Origin of the sequence: Bacillus sp. DE0042 (assembly GCF_007680225.1) — a bacterium.
GTDB classification, from domain to species: domain Bacteria; phylum Bacillota; class Bacilli; order Bacillales; family Bacillaceae_G; genus Bacillus_A; species Bacillus_A wiedmannii.
In genome coordinates this window covers 127,225-145,386 of record NZ_VEJP01000010.1, presented here as the reverse complement: position 1 = coordinate 145,386, position 18,162 = coordinate 127,225, and the positions used below count along the sequence as shown (strand labels likewise).

General features: G+C 34.8%; 18 protein-coding genes and 1 pseudogene. 6 read left to right on the top strand and 13 right to left on the bottom strand.

Annotated features, from left to right (window positions below; translation table 11 throughout):
* Positions 1–7: 7 nt before the first annotated feature.
* Genes opp4B through opp4A form a run of 3 tightly spaced genes read left to right on the top strand, consistent with a single transcriptional unit; the run spans position 8 to position 3,684 of the window.
* Positions 8–973, top strand: a complete 966-nt coding sequence (gene opp4B / locus FS802_RS27415) for an oligopeptide ABC transporter permease (RefSeq protein WP_033657692.1) — start codon at positions 8–10, stop codon at positions 971–973.
* 17 nt (positions 974–990) lie between these two features.
* A complete protein-coding gene (locus FS802_RS27410) occupies positions 991–1,896 on the top strand; it encodes an ABC transporter permease (protein ID WP_000880734.1) in 906 nt (301 codons plus the stop codon).
* 12 nt (positions 1,897–1,908) lie between these two features.
* On the top strand, positions 1,909–3,684 hold the full coding sequence (gene opp4A / locus FS802_RS27405) for an oligopeptide ABC transporter substrate-binding protein (RefSeq protein ID WP_000182624.1): 1,776 nt from the start codon (positions 1,909–1,911) through the stop codon (positions 3,682–3,684).
* 100 nt (positions 3,685–3,784) lie between these two features.
* Here the strand turns inward: opp4A and FS802_RS27400 are convergent, their stop codons facing one another.
* The 4 genes from FS802_RS27400 to FS802_RS27385 all read right to left on the bottom strand — a co-directional run bounded on the left by FS802_RS27400 (position 3,785) and on the right by FS802_RS27385 (position 7,461).
* Positions 3,785–3,910 carry a DUF4027 family protein gene (locus tag FS802_RS27400; RefSeq protein WP_000453509.1) on the bottom strand — a complete coding sequence of 42 codons (126 nt, stop codon included), beginning with the start codon at positions 3,908–3,910 and terminating at the stop codon, positions 3,785–3,787.
* 208 nt (positions 3,911–4,118) lie between these two features.
* Positions 4,119–4,541, bottom strand: coding sequence for a universal stress protein (locus FS802_RS27395; RefSeq protein WP_000277996.1), 423 nt, complete (start codon positions 4,539–4,541; stop codon positions 4,119–4,121).
* Positions 4,542–4,606: 65 nt separating this feature from the next.
* Positions 4,607–6,058 (bottom strand): SulP family inorganic anion transporter, encoded by a 1,452-nt coding sequence (locus tag FS802_RS27390; protein WP_000487883.1) that lies wholly within the window; start codon positions 6,056–6,058, stop codon positions 4,607–4,609.
* 155 nt (positions 6,059–6,213) lie between these two features.
* The gene (locus FS802_RS27385; protein ID WP_144525628.1) at positions 6,214–7,461 is read right to left on the bottom strand and encodes a cell wall-binding repeat-containing protein; all 1,248 of its coding nucleotides are present in this window, start codon (positions 7,459–7,461) and stop codon (positions 6,214–6,216) included.
* A 174-nt stretch (positions 7,462–7,635) separates the two neighbouring features.
* Between FS802_RS27385 and FS802_RS27380 the strand changes: the two genes are divergently transcribed.
* The gene (locus FS802_RS27380) at positions 7,636–8,313 is read left to right on the top strand and encodes a response regulator transcription factor (protein WP_098079410.1); all 678 of its coding nucleotides are present in this window, start codon (positions 7,636–7,638) and stop codon (positions 8,311–8,313) included.
* A gap of 11 nt (positions 8,314–8,324) precedes the next feature.
* Positions 8,325–9,695, top strand: coding sequence for a sensor histidine kinase (locus FS802_RS27375; protein WP_098654579.1), 1,371 nt, complete (start codon positions 8,325–8,327; stop codon positions 9,693–9,695).
* A gap of 236 nt (positions 9,696–9,931) precedes the next feature.
* Here the strand turns inward: FS802_RS27375 and FS802_RS27370 are convergent, their stop codons facing one another.
* Positions 9,932–10,354: an e9imm peptide gene (locus tag FS802_RS27370; RefSeq protein ID WP_098654578.1), complete on the bottom strand. Its 423-nt coding sequence runs from the start codon at positions 10,352–10,354 to the stop codon at positions 9,932–9,934.
* Positions 10,355–10,540: 186 nt separating this feature from the next.
* Positions 10,541–11,065, bottom strand: coding sequence for a dihydrofolate reductase family protein (locus FS802_RS27365; protein ID WP_098707739.1), 525 nt, complete (start codon positions 11,063–11,065; stop codon positions 10,541–10,543).
* Between the two features lie 108 nt (positions 11,066–11,173).
* On the opposite strand from FS802_RS27365, the gene FS802_RS27360 reads away from it, so the two are divergent.
* Positions 11,174–12,127, top strand: a complete 954-nt coding sequence (locus FS802_RS27360) for a helix-turn-helix transcriptional regulator (protein ID WP_098654576.1) — start codon at positions 11,174–11,176, stop codon at positions 12,125–12,127.
* Positions 12,128–12,155: 28 nt separating this feature from the next.
* On the opposite strand, the gene FS802_RS27355 is transcribed toward FS802_RS27360, so the two are convergent.
* The 7 genes and pseudogenes from FS802_RS27355 to FS802_RS27325 all read right to left on the bottom strand — a co-directional run bounded on the left by FS802_RS27355 (position 12,156) and on the right by FS802_RS27325 (position 18,078).
* Positions 12,156–13,592 carry a DUF4367 domain-containing protein gene (locus FS802_RS27355; RefSeq protein ID WP_098654575.1) on the bottom strand — a complete coding sequence of 479 codons (1,437 nt, stop codon included), beginning with the start codon at positions 13,590–13,592 and terminating at the stop codon, positions 12,156–12,158.
* A complete protein-coding gene (locus FS802_RS27350; protein ID WP_098654574.1) occupies positions 13,558–14,115 on the bottom strand; it encodes an RNA polymerase sigma factor in 558 nt (185 codons plus the stop codon). The genes FS802_RS27355 and FS802_RS27350 overlap by 35 nt, the downstream gene beginning before the upstream one ends.
* Before the next feature lie 179 nt (positions 14,116–14,294).
* Positions 14,295–14,730 (bottom strand): annotated as a pseudogene (locus tag FS802_RS27345) (HIT family protein).
* Positions 14,731–14,792: 62 nt separating this feature from the next.
* Positions 14,793–15,170 (bottom strand): OsmC family protein, encoded by a 378-nt coding sequence (locus FS802_RS27340; protein WP_144525626.1) that lies wholly within the window; start codon positions 15,168–15,170, stop codon positions 14,793–14,795.
* Positions 15,154–16,572: an amino acid permease gene (locus FS802_RS27335; RefSeq protein ID WP_144525624.1), complete on the bottom strand. Its 1,419-nt coding sequence runs from the start codon at positions 16,570–16,572 to the stop codon at positions 15,154–15,156. The genes FS802_RS27340 and FS802_RS27335 overlap by 17 nt, the downstream gene beginning before the upstream one ends.
* Positions 16,573–16,776: 204 nt before the next feature.
* On the bottom strand, positions 16,777–17,421 hold the full coding sequence (locus tag FS802_RS27330) for an amino acid ABC transporter permease (protein WP_000345967.1): 645 nt from the start codon (positions 17,419–17,421) through the stop codon (positions 16,777–16,779).
* Positions 17,422–18,078: an amino acid ABC transporter permease gene (locus FS802_RS27325; protein WP_001112680.1), complete on the bottom strand. Its 657-nt coding sequence runs from the start codon at positions 18,076–18,078 to the stop codon at positions 17,422–17,424.
* Between the last annotated feature and the right edge of the window lie 84 nt (positions 18,079–18,162).

Here is an 18,162-nt window from a genome sequence, read left to right as displayed (position 1 = left end):
ATAAAACATGTGGAAGTTTATATTACGGAGATTTTTAGTGATGATCCCGCAATTATTCGTGTTAAGTGTACTTGTCTTTCTACTAGCTAAGGCAATGCCAGGCGATGCCTTAACTGGCAAAGCAATGAATCCAAAAGCGGATCCAAAAGTGATTGAAGAACAACGTGAAAAGCTTGGATTAAATGACCCAGTTCCAACACAATATGTTCGCTGGATTAAAAATGCAGCCCAAGGTGACTTTGGTATTTCCTATGCACATAAAATGAAAGTAACCGATTTAATTGGAGAACGACTTGGAAATACAGTATCTTTAGCACTTGTCATTCTTATTCTTACTTATTTAATTGCCATACCACTGGGAGTTATAAGTGGGCGTTGGAATGATACATGGGCTGATCGACTCATTACCCTTTACAACTATCTAGGTTTTGCTACACCACTATTTATATTTGCACTAGTTATGCTCTTCCTATTCGGATTTAAGTTTGCAATATTCCCAACCGGCGGTAGCGTAGATCCTCAAGTTGCAACAGGTACATTTGCTTACTATTTAAGCAAATTGAATCACATGCTACTACCAGCTTTATCCGGGGCATTAATCGCAACAGTTGGTACTGTTCAATATTTACGAAGCGAAATTATTGATACGAAACATAAAGATTTTGTTCGTACAGTAAGAGCAAAAGGTGTTCCAGAATCAAAAATCTATTCTAGACATATTTTACGAAATTCATTCTTACCAATTGCAGCCTTCTTAGGCTATGAAATTACAGGATTAGTTGGCGGTGCCATCTTTTTAGAAAGTATTTTTAGCTATCCAGGAATTGGACAACTATTTATACAATCTATCTCTCAACGTGATTTTAGTGTAATAACTGCACTCGTTATGTTTACTGGATTTGCAACGTTACTTGGAACTCTCCTTTCAGATATTATTCTAAGCATCGTCGATCCACGTATTCGTATTGATTAAAGAAAGGAGATGACGTTATGTTAGCAAACCCTGAAAAACAAACTGAAGTTATTCATTACGAAAAAAGCCCTTCTGGTTTCTCTATTATGTGGCGAGAACTTCGTAAAGATAAATTAGCAATGTTTTCACTTATTTTCCTAGCAATCTTATTACTAGCAGTCTACGCAACATCTTTTATTATGAAACAAGAAGATATTGTACGAGTTGATTTATTCGCTATTTATGCTCCCCCCTCTGCTGAACATTGGTTAGGAACAGATTATGGAGGACGCGATATTTTCGGCCAACTTATTATTGGTACACGGAACTCTTTTACAATTGGATTAGCAATTACTATTCTTTCTTGTTTAATTGGTCTTTCAATTGGATTAATTGCCGGGTATTTTGGAGGAGCTATTGATAATATCATTATGCGCATTATCGACTTTGTTATGGTTTTACCATTTTTAATGCTTGTAATTGTATTTATTACACTTGTTCCTACATTCAATATTTTTACTTTCATTTTAATTATGAGCGTGTTCTTATGGACAGGAAAGGCCAGATTAATTCGCTCAAAAGTATTAACTGAAAAAGAACTAGATTATGTCTCTGCATCTAAAACTTTAGGAACACCAAACTGGAAAATCATTCTTTTCCAAGTACTACCTAACTTAAGTTCAATTATCATTGTTAGCGTTACATTAAATCTTGCTGGAAACATCGGTATTGAATCTGGTCTAACTTTCTTAGGATTTGGTCTACCAGAAAGTACACCAAGCCTTGGTACACTTGTTAGTTATGCTAGAAATCCAGATGTATTACAAGAAAAATGGTGGATTTGGTTACCCGCATCAGTCATGATTTTAACATTGATGCTGTGTATAAATTTTATTGGTCAAGCGCTACGCCGCTCGGCCGACGCAAGACAAAGAAAAGGATAAGGGGTGGAAGAAATGACAAATAAGCCAAAATTTTTCAAAGTATTAAGTACACTTGCCGTTTCAACATTACTACTTTCAGCATGTGGGGGCAGTGGTGGTAGTGAAAAAACGAGCAGCACAAAAAAAGTAGATACAAATAAATTTAGTGCATCTGTTAAAAATGATAAAAAGGAAATTAAAGATGGTTCATTAACATATGGTCTTGTTTCTAACACACCATTTGAAGGACTTTTGAACTTCGCTGTATATGAAGGAGATCCTGATAACCAAGTCATTACAATTTTCGATGAATCTTTATTATCAAATGACGAAAACTGGGAATACACGAATGATGGCGCTGCTACATATGAAATTTCTAAAGATAAAAAGACAATTACATTAAAAATCAAAGATAATGTAAAATGGCATGATGGAAACCCTGTTACCGCTGAGGATTTAGAATACTCTTATCTAGTAATTGGTAACAAACAATATGCTGGTTCTCGCTATGACACTCAAATGCAAATGATTGAAGGTATGGAAGATTACCATAATGGAAAAGCCGAAAAAATTTCGGGTATAAAGGTAACGGATCCAAAAACAATTTCGATTACATTTAAAGAACCGAATCCTTCAGTGAAAACTGGACTTTGGACATATCCTCTTCATAAGAAATACTTAGGAGATGTACCAATCGATAAATTAGCAGAATCTGATAAAATTCGTAAAAACCCAATTGGTTTCGGGCCTTTTAAAGTGAAGAAAATTACGCCAGGTGAAGCCGTTGAATTTGAACGTTTTGATGATTATTATGGCGGAAAACCAAAACTAAAAAGTATGGTTTTAAAAGTTGTTAACCCTTCCGTTGTTAACGCGTCCTTAAAAAATGGTGATATTGACATTGCTGAAGTAAGTGCGGATCAGTATCCAAATGTAAGTAAATTAAAAAATGCACAATTAGTCGGTAAAACTGATTTATACTATAGCTATATCGGTTTTAAATTAGGCCATATGGATAAAGAAAAAGAAGAAGTAGTGATGGATAAGGAGAAATTTAAAGATGTTCGTGTACGTCAAGCAATGGCGTATGCTATCGATCGAAAAGAAATTGGTGAAAAATTATATCACGGCCTACGTTATCCGGCTAACTCACCAATTCCACCATCTCTACCAAAATATCATAACAATAAAGCTGGTGCCTATGATAAAGATATAGAGAAAGCTAAAAAATTATTAGATGAAGCTGGCTATAAAGATACGAACGGAGATGGATTCCGTGAAGATCCGAATGGTAAAGAATTTAAAGCTAATTTCTTATCAATGAGTGGTAGCGATGTAAGTGAACCACTTGCAAAATTCTTTATTCAATCTTGGAAAGACATCGGCCTAAAAGTAGAGCTTCTTGATGGTCGCTTACATGAATTTAACTCATTCTACGATATGATTAAAAAAGATGATCCAAAAGTTGATCTTTTCGCGGCAGCTTGGGGAACTGGATCTGACCCAGATCCTTCTGGTATTTGGGCTAAAGATGCAGCGTTCAATTACCCACGTTGGGCTACTGACAAAAACACAGAATTATTAAAACAAGGTATTTCTCCAGAAGCTGCTGATGAAAAGTACCGTAAAGATGTCTACGATAAATGGCAAAAATTAGTTCATGACGAAGTACCATTAATTCCACTTCATTATAAATTTGACTTAAAAGGTGTAAATAATCGCGTAAAAGATTATAAATATACACCAGAAGATCAATACAAGTGGGGTAAAGTTAGCGTAACAAGCGATAAAGCAGAAACAGAGAAATAAGAAAATAGCTCCTAGCACTAAGATACATGCTAGGAGCTATTTTTTATTTATAATACTTCTCTTGCTATTAATAACAACCAATTCCTTCCCTACTCTAAAATTAAAAGATTTGATGAACCATCTTTATTAAAATAGCTAACGTAACAGATGCAGCAAATCCGCCTAAACAAATTAAGCTTACCCCTTGACTATATGATAAATTTTGCAATGATTTCATTACTTCCATCCTCCCTATCTCCCCTTTGATACTCTTATTTTACCAATGGGAAAAATTTCATAACATCGATTTTTCTGACAACAAACTTACAAATTTGTAAGTTAACATTTTCTAAAACTTATGTATCTAGTATGTCCATACCTTCCCCTTTTATACGCCAAAAAGGACCTTGAATTATATCAAAGTCCTGCTTACACTACAGAGTATATCACTCAATTTATTTAATAATCATCACTGGGCATTTCACTCGTTTTGCTATTTTATGACTTACACTACCAAGCACCATCTCTTGCAGTGTATTTAATCCTCTACTTCCAGCGATAACAAGATCTATGTCTCCTGTATTTACATATTGAACAATCGTATCTCCTGGATCGCCATGTAATATCGTAATTTTATAAGAAATGTTCTCTTTCTTTAATAAACCTTCAATCTCTTTTAATTTATCTTTTCGACTAGCCGATATTGTTTCTAGATCTGTTTGACCTTGTATAATATCTGATTTTGCCGTTCTATTATCTACTACGTACACAACTTCAACATTTGTTTCTTCGCTACATTTCGCAATATATGTTGCATGTTCCGCTGCTCGAAGTGCATGTTCAGAACCGTCACATGCTAATATAATTTGTTTGTACATATGCTGAATCCCCTTTTCGTTATCCTACCCGTATTATATAATAAAGCCCCCTAAAAAGGAGGCTTCTAACTAGCAATTCTTTTATTATAAGTAGCTAAATTTGAAATAATCTTCGAGCTTCGTTCATTTAATCCCGTTATACTTACTTTCACGCCACTTTGTTCATACTTCATGATAACTTTATCAATTGCAGCTACTGCTGAATCATCCCATATATGCGCATAAGTAAAGTTCAACTCAATTTCTTCTACATCTTCATTGAATGAAAAATTATTTATAAAGTCTGCTGTAGATGCAAAGAAAAGTTGACCATGAATTTCGTATATTTTCTTATTTTCAATATATAAATGTTTCACGTGAATCTTTGCCATATTGAATGCAAATAAAACCGCACTAATTACTGTTCCAATAATTACACCTAATGCTAAATTATGTGTAATTAAGACAATCACAACTGTTACGATCATAACAAACGCATTTCCTTTTGGTACTTTATGAATCGTTGTTACAGAGTTCCAATCAAATGTTCCGATTGAAACCATAATCATTACTGCAACTAAAGCTGCCATTGGAATATGAACGACATAGTCACCTAAAACAAATAGTAATACGATTAAAAATCCGCCCGCTACAAATGTGGATAAACGACCTCGTCCACCTGATTTAATATTAATAACAGATTGTCCAATCATTGCACACCCTGCCATTCCTCCGAAGAAACCAGCCACAATATTTGCAATACCTTGCCCACGTGCTTCTTTATGTTTATTACTTTCCGTATGCGTCATATCATCTAAAACTGAAGCTGTTAATAATGACTCTAGTAAACCGATAATTGCAAGCATAACTGCGTACGGTAAAATAATCCCTAACGTCTCAAGTGTAAAAGGTACGTCAGGAATGCTAAAGAACGGTAATTCTTTCGGCAAGCTTCCCATATCTCCTACTGTTTTTAACTGCAATCCGCTCATAAGTGCAATACTTGTCACAATAATAATAGAAATAAGTGTAGACGGTACAGCCGTCGTAATACGTGGAAATACATATATAATTACAAGTCCTAATGCGACAAGTGCATACATTTGCCAAGTTGCATGTTTAAAATGTGGTAATTGCGCTGTAAAAACTAAAATTCCAAGTGAATTTAAAAAACCACTCATAACAGATTTAGGTACAAACTTCATAAATGAGCTCAGTTTGAACACGCCAAAAATAATTTGGACAATACCGGTTAATATTGTTGTAGCAAATAAGTATTGCAAACCGTGATCTTTCACGAGCGTGACCATTAATAATGCCATTGCACCTGTTGCAGCTGAAATCATCCCAGTTCGTCCGCCAACAAATGAAATGGTAACTGCAATACAAAAGGCTGCGTATAACCCAACGGTCGGATCCACGCCTGCAATAACTGAGAAAGCAATCGCTTCAGGAATTAACGCTAAAGCAACAACAATTCCTGACAGCACATCCCCTTTCACATTGGAGAACCAGTCATTTTTTATCGTTTGAAACAAAATACCACTCCTCTACTCTTTTATCATTTGATTTTCTCCATAAGAAAACCTAGGCCGACTGCACGAAGGCTATTATATAACGAGTAGAGGATTTTGCGCTATGTAAAAGTTTCCTAAAAAAAGACGCTACCTTCATAGCGTCTTTTCTCATTTCATTAATGTCCACCGTGCCCTTGACCACTTTCCTGAACACTCTCTAACCTTTCATCCAGTATACCTTGTGTTTCAAATGAAATATCACTCGTACTTCCTAATAAGAAGCCGTGGTTATACGGTCCAAGTGTTGGGTCATCTTTAAACTTCGGCTGAATACTAGCAAGGAATTCATACACTGGCTGTGAAGCTTTCCCTTCTTCTAACAATACAACAGGTGCGTGTTTACCCATATGTGAAAATGGTGCCCCTGCAACTGCTAAGTCTGGTGTTTTGCTTGAAACAAATGATAAACCGTGACCTGGTTTTGTAAACCCCCATCCAAATTTCGTTTTTTCATCTTTAAACTTCGCAAATGCAACCGAATTTTCTGTTGGAGTCTCTCCACTAATACGCGTTACTTTTCCGTATTTACTTAACTCTTTTTCTACTGCTTTTGAAATGATTTTTTCTGGTCCTAATACATATATATTCGCTTTATCTTTTCTCATCTTTAATGCCTCTATCGTCGCTTCTGGCACTTTATCTTTTTCTGTATATAAAAGCGGTTCTGGCATATGAGAAATCCAATTTACAGCTGGTGTTGTATATAAACGCCCTTCTTCTTCAGACGAACCGATAATAACACTATTTGGATAGCTACCTGTTATATCGGCATATTCTTTATCCACATCTTTAGCAAATTTAGCTGGATCCGTTTCTTTTATTTGCTTTACTTTATATGCTTTTAATTGCTCAAGGATAGATGGACCTACATCCCCCATCAACATAATTTGTGTTCCATCTTTCGTTCCGAGCGGATTTAATCGTTTTATTTCTTTTAACGTCATTTCGGGTACCTTTTCTTTTTCTATAAATAAAATTGGCCCGTTATTCGGATGGTGAATAAGATCCGCGCTCGCAATACCTAATTGCCACTCGTTTACTGGCACTAAAATAACAGCGCCTGGCTGATTCTCTTTATGCGTTGCTGGCCATATCGTTTGCGAAGTTACTACTGCCATTTGCAGTGGATCGTTTGTGTTTAATCTCGTTACATTTTTTAAACTTGTCGTTAATAAATCATTCGATGCACCTTCGTTCATTTCTTTCGGCGCAGTTACCTCCTGATTCATTTTCATTTCCTTTTGCTCTGTTTTCTTCTCTTTTGTAGATTCATGATTTTTATGATCTGTGTTCGTCTGCCCACACGCCGCAAGACCAGCCGCCGCAATTATTGTTATCCCAAAGATTCGGGTCATCTTTTTCACTATACCGCCTCCGTATGAATCGTTTTCGAGCCAATATGATTACCTAAAATGAAATTTCAACTTTACAATAACAAGCAATTCTGAAGAAATTATGCAGATGCATGATAATCTGCACCATTTCTTCATGATTTTGACTTACAATTTAATTAATAACTATAAATGCGGAGGTACTCTATGGTCGATATACTACTCGTAGATGATGAGCCGAGAATGCTTGAATTATTAACGCTTTATCTTACTCCAATCGGATACAACTGCGTATGTGCAGTATCCGGGGAAGAAGCTATTTCACATATAGAAAATCGAAACTTCAAATTTGTTTTACTCGATATTATGATGCCAAAGATGGATGGGTGGGAAACGTGCAAAAGAATTCGATCCTTTAGTAACGTTCCCATCATTATGGTAACGGCTCGTGATCAAACGGTAGATGTCATCCAAGGGTTAAAACTTGGAGCGGATGATTATGTAACGAAACCTTTCCATGAAGAAGAGCTTTTCGCAAGAATTGAAGCTGTTTTAAGGCGAACGAATCAACACGCGCAAATCCAATATCACGGCATTTTATGGGATGAGGCAAAGCATTTCGTTTCTGTCTATAATGAAGAACTTCTTCTCACTCCAATCGAATTCTCTTTACTCGGATTATTTTTACGTCATGTGAACTACGTATTAAGCCGCGATCAGCTCATTGAACGAATTTGGGGATTAAATACAAATACAGAAGATAGAACAGTCGATTCACATATTCGTAATTTGCGTGATAAATTACGAAAAGTAAATTTCCCTATTGATCACCATTTAAAAACTGTTTACGGAGTCGGCTATCGATGGGTTGATACTGTAGATTAAGGAGCAAAACGATGAAGCGAATATCTATTCAACTCGGATTTTATTTTTTAATTGTTACACTTTTAATCGAAAGTGTTCTATTTGTCTTGCTTTATTATAGTCTTGTCAACAATAGAGTAAATGAAGAAATGACAGCTTTATTAAAGCGTGGAAATAGTCACCGAGATGTCCTTGAAAAGTATTTTGATAAGCAAACAATCTCCCATGTTGCCCTAATGGAATCTGAAGCCGAAACCACTGTCGTTATTACAAATGCAAATAAAGAAGTACTGGCTAAATCCAACAAAATAAATACTACGATAAAAAAGCATATCGAAAAAATGCAAACACGGACAGATCATGACGGAGCAATTATAGAAAATCATTGGAAAACATCTAATTATATATGTACAGTTAGCCCCATTATAGTGGCAGGCAAAACAGAAGGCTACGTATATATGTTTCTCGGAACAGAATCAATCGAGGAAATGGTTAACGGGCTAACAAGACAATTCATTATTGCCGGAGTCATTACGTTTCTATTAACAGCCATCACCATCTTTCTCTTATCACGGTTGTTAACAAAACCATTGTTACACATGAAACATGCCACTGAAAAAATGAGTAAAGGCGATTTGTCTGTTTCGTTAACAACTACTCGAAATGACGAAATTGGTGAACTAGCCTCATCTATTCAAACGCTTGCTAATGATTTACATTATATGAAAACAGAGCGAAGTGAATTTCTAGCAAGTGTTGCTCATGAATTACGAACACCGTTAACATACGTAAGAGGTTATGCTGACATTGCTTTAAAAGAAACCACATCTCCTGAGCAACGTTTGCGATATTTATCTATTATAAAAGATGAGTCTGATTATATTACGAACTTAGTTCAAGATTTATTTTCACTTGCACAAATGGAACAACATAACTTTTCTATTCAAGTAAAGGAAGTACATTTACACACCTTCCTTACTCGCATAGCCGAAAAAGTAAACGCCATGTATAAAGAAAGATACATTACAGTTTCTTTTTCTTGTCCTCCTACACTAGTAGTAAACTTAGATGAACAGCGATTTGAACAAGTTATAATAAACATTTTAAATAACGCTTATAGACATTCAAAAGAACATTCTCATATAAACATTTCTGTTACAGAAGAACATAAAAGTATCTCCATTACAATTGAAGATGAAGGCGAAGGTATTCCGCCTGAAGACCTTCCTCACATTTTCGACCGTTTTTATCGAGTTGATAAAGCAAGATCACGAGCTACAGGCGGAACAGGTTTAGGACTATCTATCGTGAAAGAAATTGTAGAACTACACGGCGGGAATATTACTGTAACGAGCGAAGTCAATCATGGGTCTTGCTTTATTATTTCATTGCCATCTATATAGAAATACAACTATCATCAATTAACAAGTTCAGTTTTGATTTACAAAATCACATCATAATTAGCATATGAAAACGCCCAGAGTTCAAAAACTCTAGGCGTCTTTTATTGTCTTATTGAACTAAATTCTCCTTTAGCTTAAATCAAATTAAAGACAAAACTTAAACAAATTTCTAAACCTCTTAATTTTATACAATTTATTCTAAAATAAACCTTTAATTCTACTTAAAGCAACACACTTTATAATTTTAATGGTTTATAAGCCAATGCTTTATCTATAATTTCTCTGGCGGTTAATTCGTCATCGCTCCAGAAAATATAATCACCTATTTTAGGGTCAATAACAGACGATTCAACCATGTCCAACCAAATTGCCTGTTCCCATTCTTCTCCTTCCGTATCCATAAGTTTTTGAACCAAGGTAACTAACTCCTCTTTATTTAACTCACCTAATTTTATATTTTTATGATTAATAGCTATTTTTACAATATATTCTGCACCGTAATCAGCAAAAAATAATTCTTTTGCATTTGGATAAGGAACACTATTTTCAAATACAATGAGTTTATGTTCAAAATCTTCCCCAAAATCTTGTAGCTCTTGAATTTCTAAAACTAATTTTAATAGTTTCTTTTCATCCAATTCTTCACTCCCTTTGTTCAAGACAACCACCTTAGTAATCTAAGTACATTTCTTTATACTTTCCATGTTCATTTCAACATAAAATTACAATTTTCCTTTTGAATTATCCAAATCAATATGTTATCCCTTATACTAATTGATATGTTAAGGACAGATAAACCTTACTATAACTAAAATCAGATGTAATTTGGTCCGTTCATTAGTATGCTATTTCTTTTCCTTATAATATAAATTTACAAATTGCCCAAAACGTTTCGTATTCGTTAGAGTTAAATTAATTTCTGGATTCTTGTCTTGAAATAACGGAACTCCAGAACCTAATATATGCGGTGTAATCGTAACGATATATTCATCAATTAGATTATTCTTAAAGAACTCTTTCAGTAAACTCCCTCCACCGACCATCCATATTTTAGATCCTTCTTGTGCTTTTAACCTTTTAGTAAACTCCGCTACATCTTCATTTATAAACTCAACGTTTCCGTCTGAGCCTTTTTCTGAACGAGAAAAAACATAACATGCTTTATCTAAGTAGGGGAATGTTTCTGTATGTTCTACTACATAATCGTACGTTCTTTTCCCCATAATTATTGTATCAATCGTTTCATACATTTCTGTATAACCGTTATCTCCCTCTCCTTCGGTTTCCATTAACCACTCTAAATCATCATTTTCTTTCGCAATATATCCATCCAAACTAGCGGCTATAAATAAAACAACTTCACGTGACATCTCTTTTCCTCCTTGCAACGTATATTTATAAAATGACCTTATACACACTATACTAACCTTAAAACATGACAATTCATGTCATGTTAAAAAAAGAAACGAGTGAGATAGTTGTCAAAAGCAAAACGTTTACTAGACATTCTTATATTCGCTTCTGCGAAAAGAACATTTACAGCTCAGGAAATAGCTGATGAATTTAATATTTCCGTTCGTACTGTCCATAGATACATTTTAGATTTAAGTGATATGGGATTACCCATTTACGCAGAACAAGGTCGTAACGGGGGCTATAAAGTATTAACGAATAAAGTCATTCCCCCTATTTTATTTACGGAAGAAGAAGCAGTATCCATCTTTTTTGCATTTCAATCTTTAAGCTACTACCAAGACTTGCCCTTCAACGCAGAAATCAATTCCGTTACACATAAACTGTATAGTTCTCTACAACATGATGCGAAAGCGAAAGTTGATAAAATACGTTCTTATATCACTTTTTGGAATCCGAAGAGAACAATTGAGACACCACTTTTAAACGAAGTGTTAACTGCGGCTATTGAAAATAAAAATTTACACTTTCAATACGAATCTAAATCGGGGATAAAAACAAAACACGTTCATCCTATCGGTGTATACGCTCATGATGGGCTATGGTACTTACCATCCTATGACTTCAGCAGAAAAAAAGTATTACTGTATCGCGTTGATCGTATTCTTTCTATATTATCAACAGAAGAAAATAAAAATACGTTCATGAATTTAGAAGAATGGTTCGACTCGAGCTCTAACGTAGTGCACATTCCTACCCAGTTACATGTTTTATTAACGACTGAAGGCGTACGCCAATGTAAAAGCGTTCCTTACCTTGAAGAATTCGTGGTAGTAAACGAAGACGGGACAGGATATATACATTCAACAATTGATAAAGGTGAAATCAATTTTATTACCCCTTTATTTTATAGACTTGGAAAAGATGCACGAGTTTTAGAGCCAAAAGAATTGATAGATAGTTTACGTATACGTGCGAAAGAAGTTTTACATATGTATGAAGACGAAAAAAGCTGCTAGATATAAGCAGCTTTTTGTGTATTTGTTCCTATTGTTTTGACTGTTGACGAATATCAATCCACCAACGATATGACGCATTCATATTTTCAGTACTTCCATTCCCTCTGTAATGGAAAGCATCCAGGAAGATTGAATCTAGTTTATCCTCATCTACAAAATAACCTAATTTAACTTTTACCGTTTTTCCTGGTCGGATACTGCCAATATTATAAAAGCTTTTCCCATCTCCGTGAGGCTCTAAATAATCAACTTCTCCCGTCATAATACGCGTTGCGTCCATTCCCTCTTCTTTCGCGTATTTCCATGCATTCCCTTCAAATTTAAGCTGCTTTATGGATGGATGCATATAGATTTCTTCTGTCGCCTGTTTACCTATATTTTTCACTGTTGTTGTCAGGTAGACAAATTTAACATTAACTAATTTTGAATCTACTAATGTATCAATTGAATCTTTACCATTCCCTAATTTATATACATCCCGTCTGTACGATAGCAATTTTCCCGTGTGATCTAAAGCCTTCTTCTTGCTTAATATCCCTAAGCCAAATTCATTAAAGTTCTCTTGTTTAAAATCTTTAATTGAATCAAAGACTTCAACTTTTTCTATCACATATTCAATTTGGCTGTTATCCATAGATATCGTTACTGGAACCTTTTGTCCTATGTGAAATAGTCGTTTACTATCTTTTTTCAAAGGAATCACCTTATTTTTTTTAGGTTCATCCGCTTCGCTAAAATACTTTTTATCATAATCTGTTATATGTGCTGCCTTTTCTTTTGACGTAGGCTCAAGTGAAATGTTCCCTAACACATCCATCATTTGTTCTTCATTTACATCTGATCCAATAAAACTTTCTAACATAATCCCTTCTTTCTCAAAAAAGAGAAAGACCTTCCTATCAAACATTACATTGTTGTTTCCAGTTTCTTTATGAACAATTACTGCTTTCTTGCCACTTATCTCTTTTTCTTCGTAGCTTTTTGAATATAAAGTTTGAAAGTCCGCATTTTCCCCTACTCTCCAAAGAGCAAATGAAAAGCCTCCATTTGCGTCGTTATCTTTAAATGAATATTTCATAGCAGAGTCATCAATTGCCTCCATATTTTCTGGTAATTTATCGATTTTCAATTTATACCACTTGTCAGCCTTTTTCGAGTCCTTATTTGTTACTGAAACATTTACTTCGTAATTTTGTTTTTGAACAATCATATTGTAGACTTTTACTGCACCAAAAACTGTTGTCGGCATACCAATCAATAAACAAGCAGCAGCGATTAACATACGATGTTTTTTACGCTTTTTCTGCGGTTGTCCATCTTTCAACTTCATTTCCTCCATAAACAATTTCTTTTTGCGCGTATATGTATGTGAAAATTCATGTTGTTCTTCGAGTTTATCAAAATCATCTAAAGCAATTTTTTCAGCAAGTTCATATATTTCTTTGGAGTTCTTTGAATTCGTCATGTTGTATACCTCCTATCATATTTTGGACTCGTTTTCGAGCGCGTTCAAACTGCTTGCGGGCATTAGCCTCGGTTATTCCCATAACACTTGAAATTTCTTGATACGTTAAGTTATAGAAGACTTTATACTTAAACACTTGTCTGTTAGATTCACTTAATTCTGTTAGCAATGTATCAATTTGAACCTCAGACATTTTACGTTTTTCCCACTCTTCAATATTTTCATCTACTGCTTCTATTGATTCTCTTTCATATTCTTCTAAAAATGTTTCATGTCGTTTATTTTTCCGGTAACTATCAATCGCCTTGTTTTTCGCGACCCTCAAAATGTAGCGTTTAAGCTCTTCAGTGCTCAAGCTATGGAGCTTTTCCAAGTTCTTATAAAGAGTAATAAACGTCTCTTGAACCGCATCTTCAGCCTGCTGAATATTATTTAAAATAGAATACGCTACATAATAAATTTTTTGTTCGTACAACTCATATAGCTCTTCCATCTTTTCATAATCGTTGTTTGTAACTTTCATATAATTCCTCCTCTCACTCTATATAACGAATGGGCGATATACTTTGTGACACTACAAAATTCCTTTATAGATAAAATTTAATAATAGAATAAATAAAAGCCCAATCTCTCTATTTTAACTGAGAAATTGGGCTTTTTAATATTAAAATTTTCCTGACTGTTCCCTTAAGAACACCCCTCTTACGCCTTTTCAGTAGGCGGTATTTGCTCTATCGCTTCTTGTAACAAATGCTTGGTCTCTTCCAAGTTATAATTCTTCTTTTCTCCTAATTGTACCGTATAAAACTCGGCAAACGAGCGCTCTTTATATCTCGGTACGACATGCATATGATAATGCGTTAACTCATTAAAGATTCCACCATTTTGACAAATTGTAACGCCATCTGGTTTATATAATAGCTTAATCGCTTTTGCAATAAGCTTAGAAGCATCCATAATGGATTTTGCTACAATATCATCTAATTCGTCCACTTCTACAACATGCTGCTTTGGCACAATTAAAAGTATGACCTGGATAAAAAGGTTCATGATCTAAAAAACATGTTACATAGTCATCTTCATATATTCTATATATAATTTCTTCTTCGTTGGCTAATTTACATCCTAAACATTCCATTACACTTTCTCCTCTCTCTAAAACATAAAAACGTGAGAGCCGTATTCTCACGTTTTTATGTTTCACTTTATTAGTTCAATTGTTTCCGTAATTTTTATACTATCTTTTACCGATTGAACAATCGTACAATTTTTCACCGCAAGTTGCAGCGCCTTGTCCAACTGCTCTTCTGTAATGTTTTGGGCTTTAATTTTATAGTGCAAATGAACACTTTCAACTGGTTTGGATAAAGCTTCACTTCTACCAATTTCAGTTTCAATTGTAAACGTATCGTATGTAATACGTTTCTTTTCTAAAATTGTTTGAAAGACAATTGCACTACATCCTGCGATAGAAGAAACGAGTAATTGTAACGGTGAATACCCATTTTCTTTTCCAATCGCTAATGGACCATACGATAAATCTGCCTCTATACCATCATACTTAATTTTTATTTTCATACTTCGCTTCCATCTCCACTTTCATCGGTTTCTTCCGTTTCTTACTCATATAATAATATATATAGCAGAAAATGATAAATGGAATACCACAGTATAACGCCATTCTTTGTTCTGGAATAAACGCTAAACTAATAACAACGATGCTATTTGTAATTAAAGCTAAAATAGGAACAATTGGATATAACGGTGTTCTATACTTTAAATCCTCTAACTTTCCTCCACCTTTTATATACTGACTTCTAAAGCGAAGTTGAGATAGAGCAATAATGATCCAACTCGAAACAGCGGATAAACCAGCTATAGATAATAAGTACATGTATACTGTATCTTCTGCAAGGAAGCTTGTGAATAAAGATAACCCTGCTACCGCAATTGTTACGACTAGCGCTGTAATTGGAATACCTCGTTTATTTACTTTCTTGAAAGATGTTGGTGCCATTCCTTCATTTGCAAGTGACCATAATATACGAGTTGCCGCATATAATCCTGAATTCGCTACAGATAGTAACGCTGTAATAATAACGAAGTTCATAATATCAGCTGCGTATGGAATACCGATTTTATCAAATACGACTACGAATGGACTTTCAATTACCCCTGCTTCTTTCCAAGAAATTAACCCTACTAAAATTGTCATTGTTAAAATGAAGAATAACATAATGCGCCATACTGTATTACGAATTGCACGTGGAATTGTTTTTTCTGGATTTTCACTTTCGCCCGCTGCAATCCCGATTAACTCTGTTCCTTGGAATGAGAAGTTAACCGTAATCATCGTAAGTAATACTGCAGCTAGTCCATTCGGGAATAATCCACCATCGCTTACAAAGTTAGAGAAAAGAGGTGCTGCTTCTTTTCCGTCATATGATATAAACCCTAATAATGCACCACCACCAAGAACAACAAACGCAAGAATTGTCACTACTTTAATACTAGAGAACCAAAATTCTAATTCAGCATAACTTTTCGCCGAAATTGCGTTTGAAGCATATAAAATAACGCCGAATACGAGACACCATACCCAAACATCAATATTCGGAAACCATCTTTTCATCATTAAACCGATTGACGTTAATTCTAGTCCTACTGTCACTGCCCAGCCAAGCCAATATAGCCAGCCAATCATAAAGCCCGTTCCTGGCCCAATAAACTTCGTCGCATACTTTTGGAAAGAACCTGAAACCGGCATCGCTACCGTTAACTCTCCGAGACAAAGCATTGTTAAATACATAATAAATCCGCCCACTAAATAGGAAAGGATGGCTCCCCCTGGTCCAGCCTGATTAATGGTGTAACCTGAACCTAAGAAAAAACCAGTCCCGATTACACCACCTAGTGCGATCATAAATAAATGCCTACTCTTCATCGTACGATGTAATTTCTCATTCGTTGGTTGCTGCATCTAAATCCTCCCCCTACCGATACCCCTATATCTTGTTAAAATTTTCTGATAATAAAAATATACACGAAAGCGATTACAATTTCTATATAAAATTAAAACTTTTCTGATAAAACAATATAAAAAAACGAATTATTTTGAGATTTAGATTCTAATTAGAGGAAAATAAGGAGAAACAAGGGAAAACCTTTACATATATTGTAAAGGTTAACGAAGTTCTAATCTTCTCGATAAAATTGATAAACTATAATTTACGATAAAGTACATACAAGCTACTACTATAAACGTTGGAATCATATAATTTACATTCTGCCCGCTAATAATTTGAGCATTATGCATAAGCTCTGGCAGTGATATACCAACTGCTAATGATGTATCTTTCAGCAATGAAATAAACTGACTGACAAGCGGCGGGACCATTCTTCTTAATGCTTGTGGTAAAATGATATGCCACAGTGCTTGAACATACGTTAATCCTGAAGATCTTGCGGCCTCAATCTGTCCTTTTTCAATCGATAATAGACCACTTCGAACAATTTCAGATATCATTGCTGCTTCAAATATTGTTAAAGCAACAATTACAGCTGTTATAATCTCTAATTTCAAGCCTACTTCTGGAAGCGCAAAATATGTGAAAAATATAATTAAAAGTAGTGGTAAGTTTCGAATCACTTCAACGATAATTCCTAATACTTGTGAGACGACAGGGATTTTCATGTAGCGCAATATCCCTATTATACTACCAATAATAAAGCTGAGTACAATTGCTACGAGCGCTACCTCTAACGTTATAAGTAATCCTTTTAATAAAAACAGAATATGATCTCCTGTAATTGCTCCCTTAAAATCCATTTACACCGCCTCCTTTGCTAAGCGTTTTTCTAAATAACGCACTAGCATACTGAGCGGAATTGTTAATATTAAATAAAATATCCCGACAAATATATAAACGTCGAACGTAACAAATGTCTTCGTTGAAATTAAATCTCCTTGATACATCAAATCGGTACCAGCGATAATTCCGAGTATGGAAGAGTTTTTTACTAAATTGAGAAATTGATTTCCTAGAGGAGGGATTACGATTTTCATCGCCTGGGGTAAAACAACATAATACATCCCCTGTACATACGTTAATCCTGAGGAACGCGCTGCTTCCATTTGACCTTTTGCAACTGATAAAATACCAGCGCGAATGACTTCCGCAATAAACGCTGCAGTATATACGGTAAGCGTAACTGTTCCTGCTACAAAACCATTTAAAGTAATTCCTATTACAGGTAAAGCGAAATAAAATATAAATGCAATTAATACGAGTGGAATATTTCTTACAAACTCTACAAAAGCCGTTCCCAACCAATTTAAAATACGAATAGGTGCAATGCGCATTACAGCCAAAATTACTCCCAAAATAAAGCTGCCTATTAACGCAATTACACTAGACATAACTGTATACTTAAAGCCCTCTAAATACATATCAATGTTATTCGTCAATATAGAAAAATCAGGCACATATTCTCCCCTCTTTCTTTACAAGAAGAGGATGAGCATCCCTCATCCTCTTACTATTTATCAATGAGAATAAAGCTCCATTAA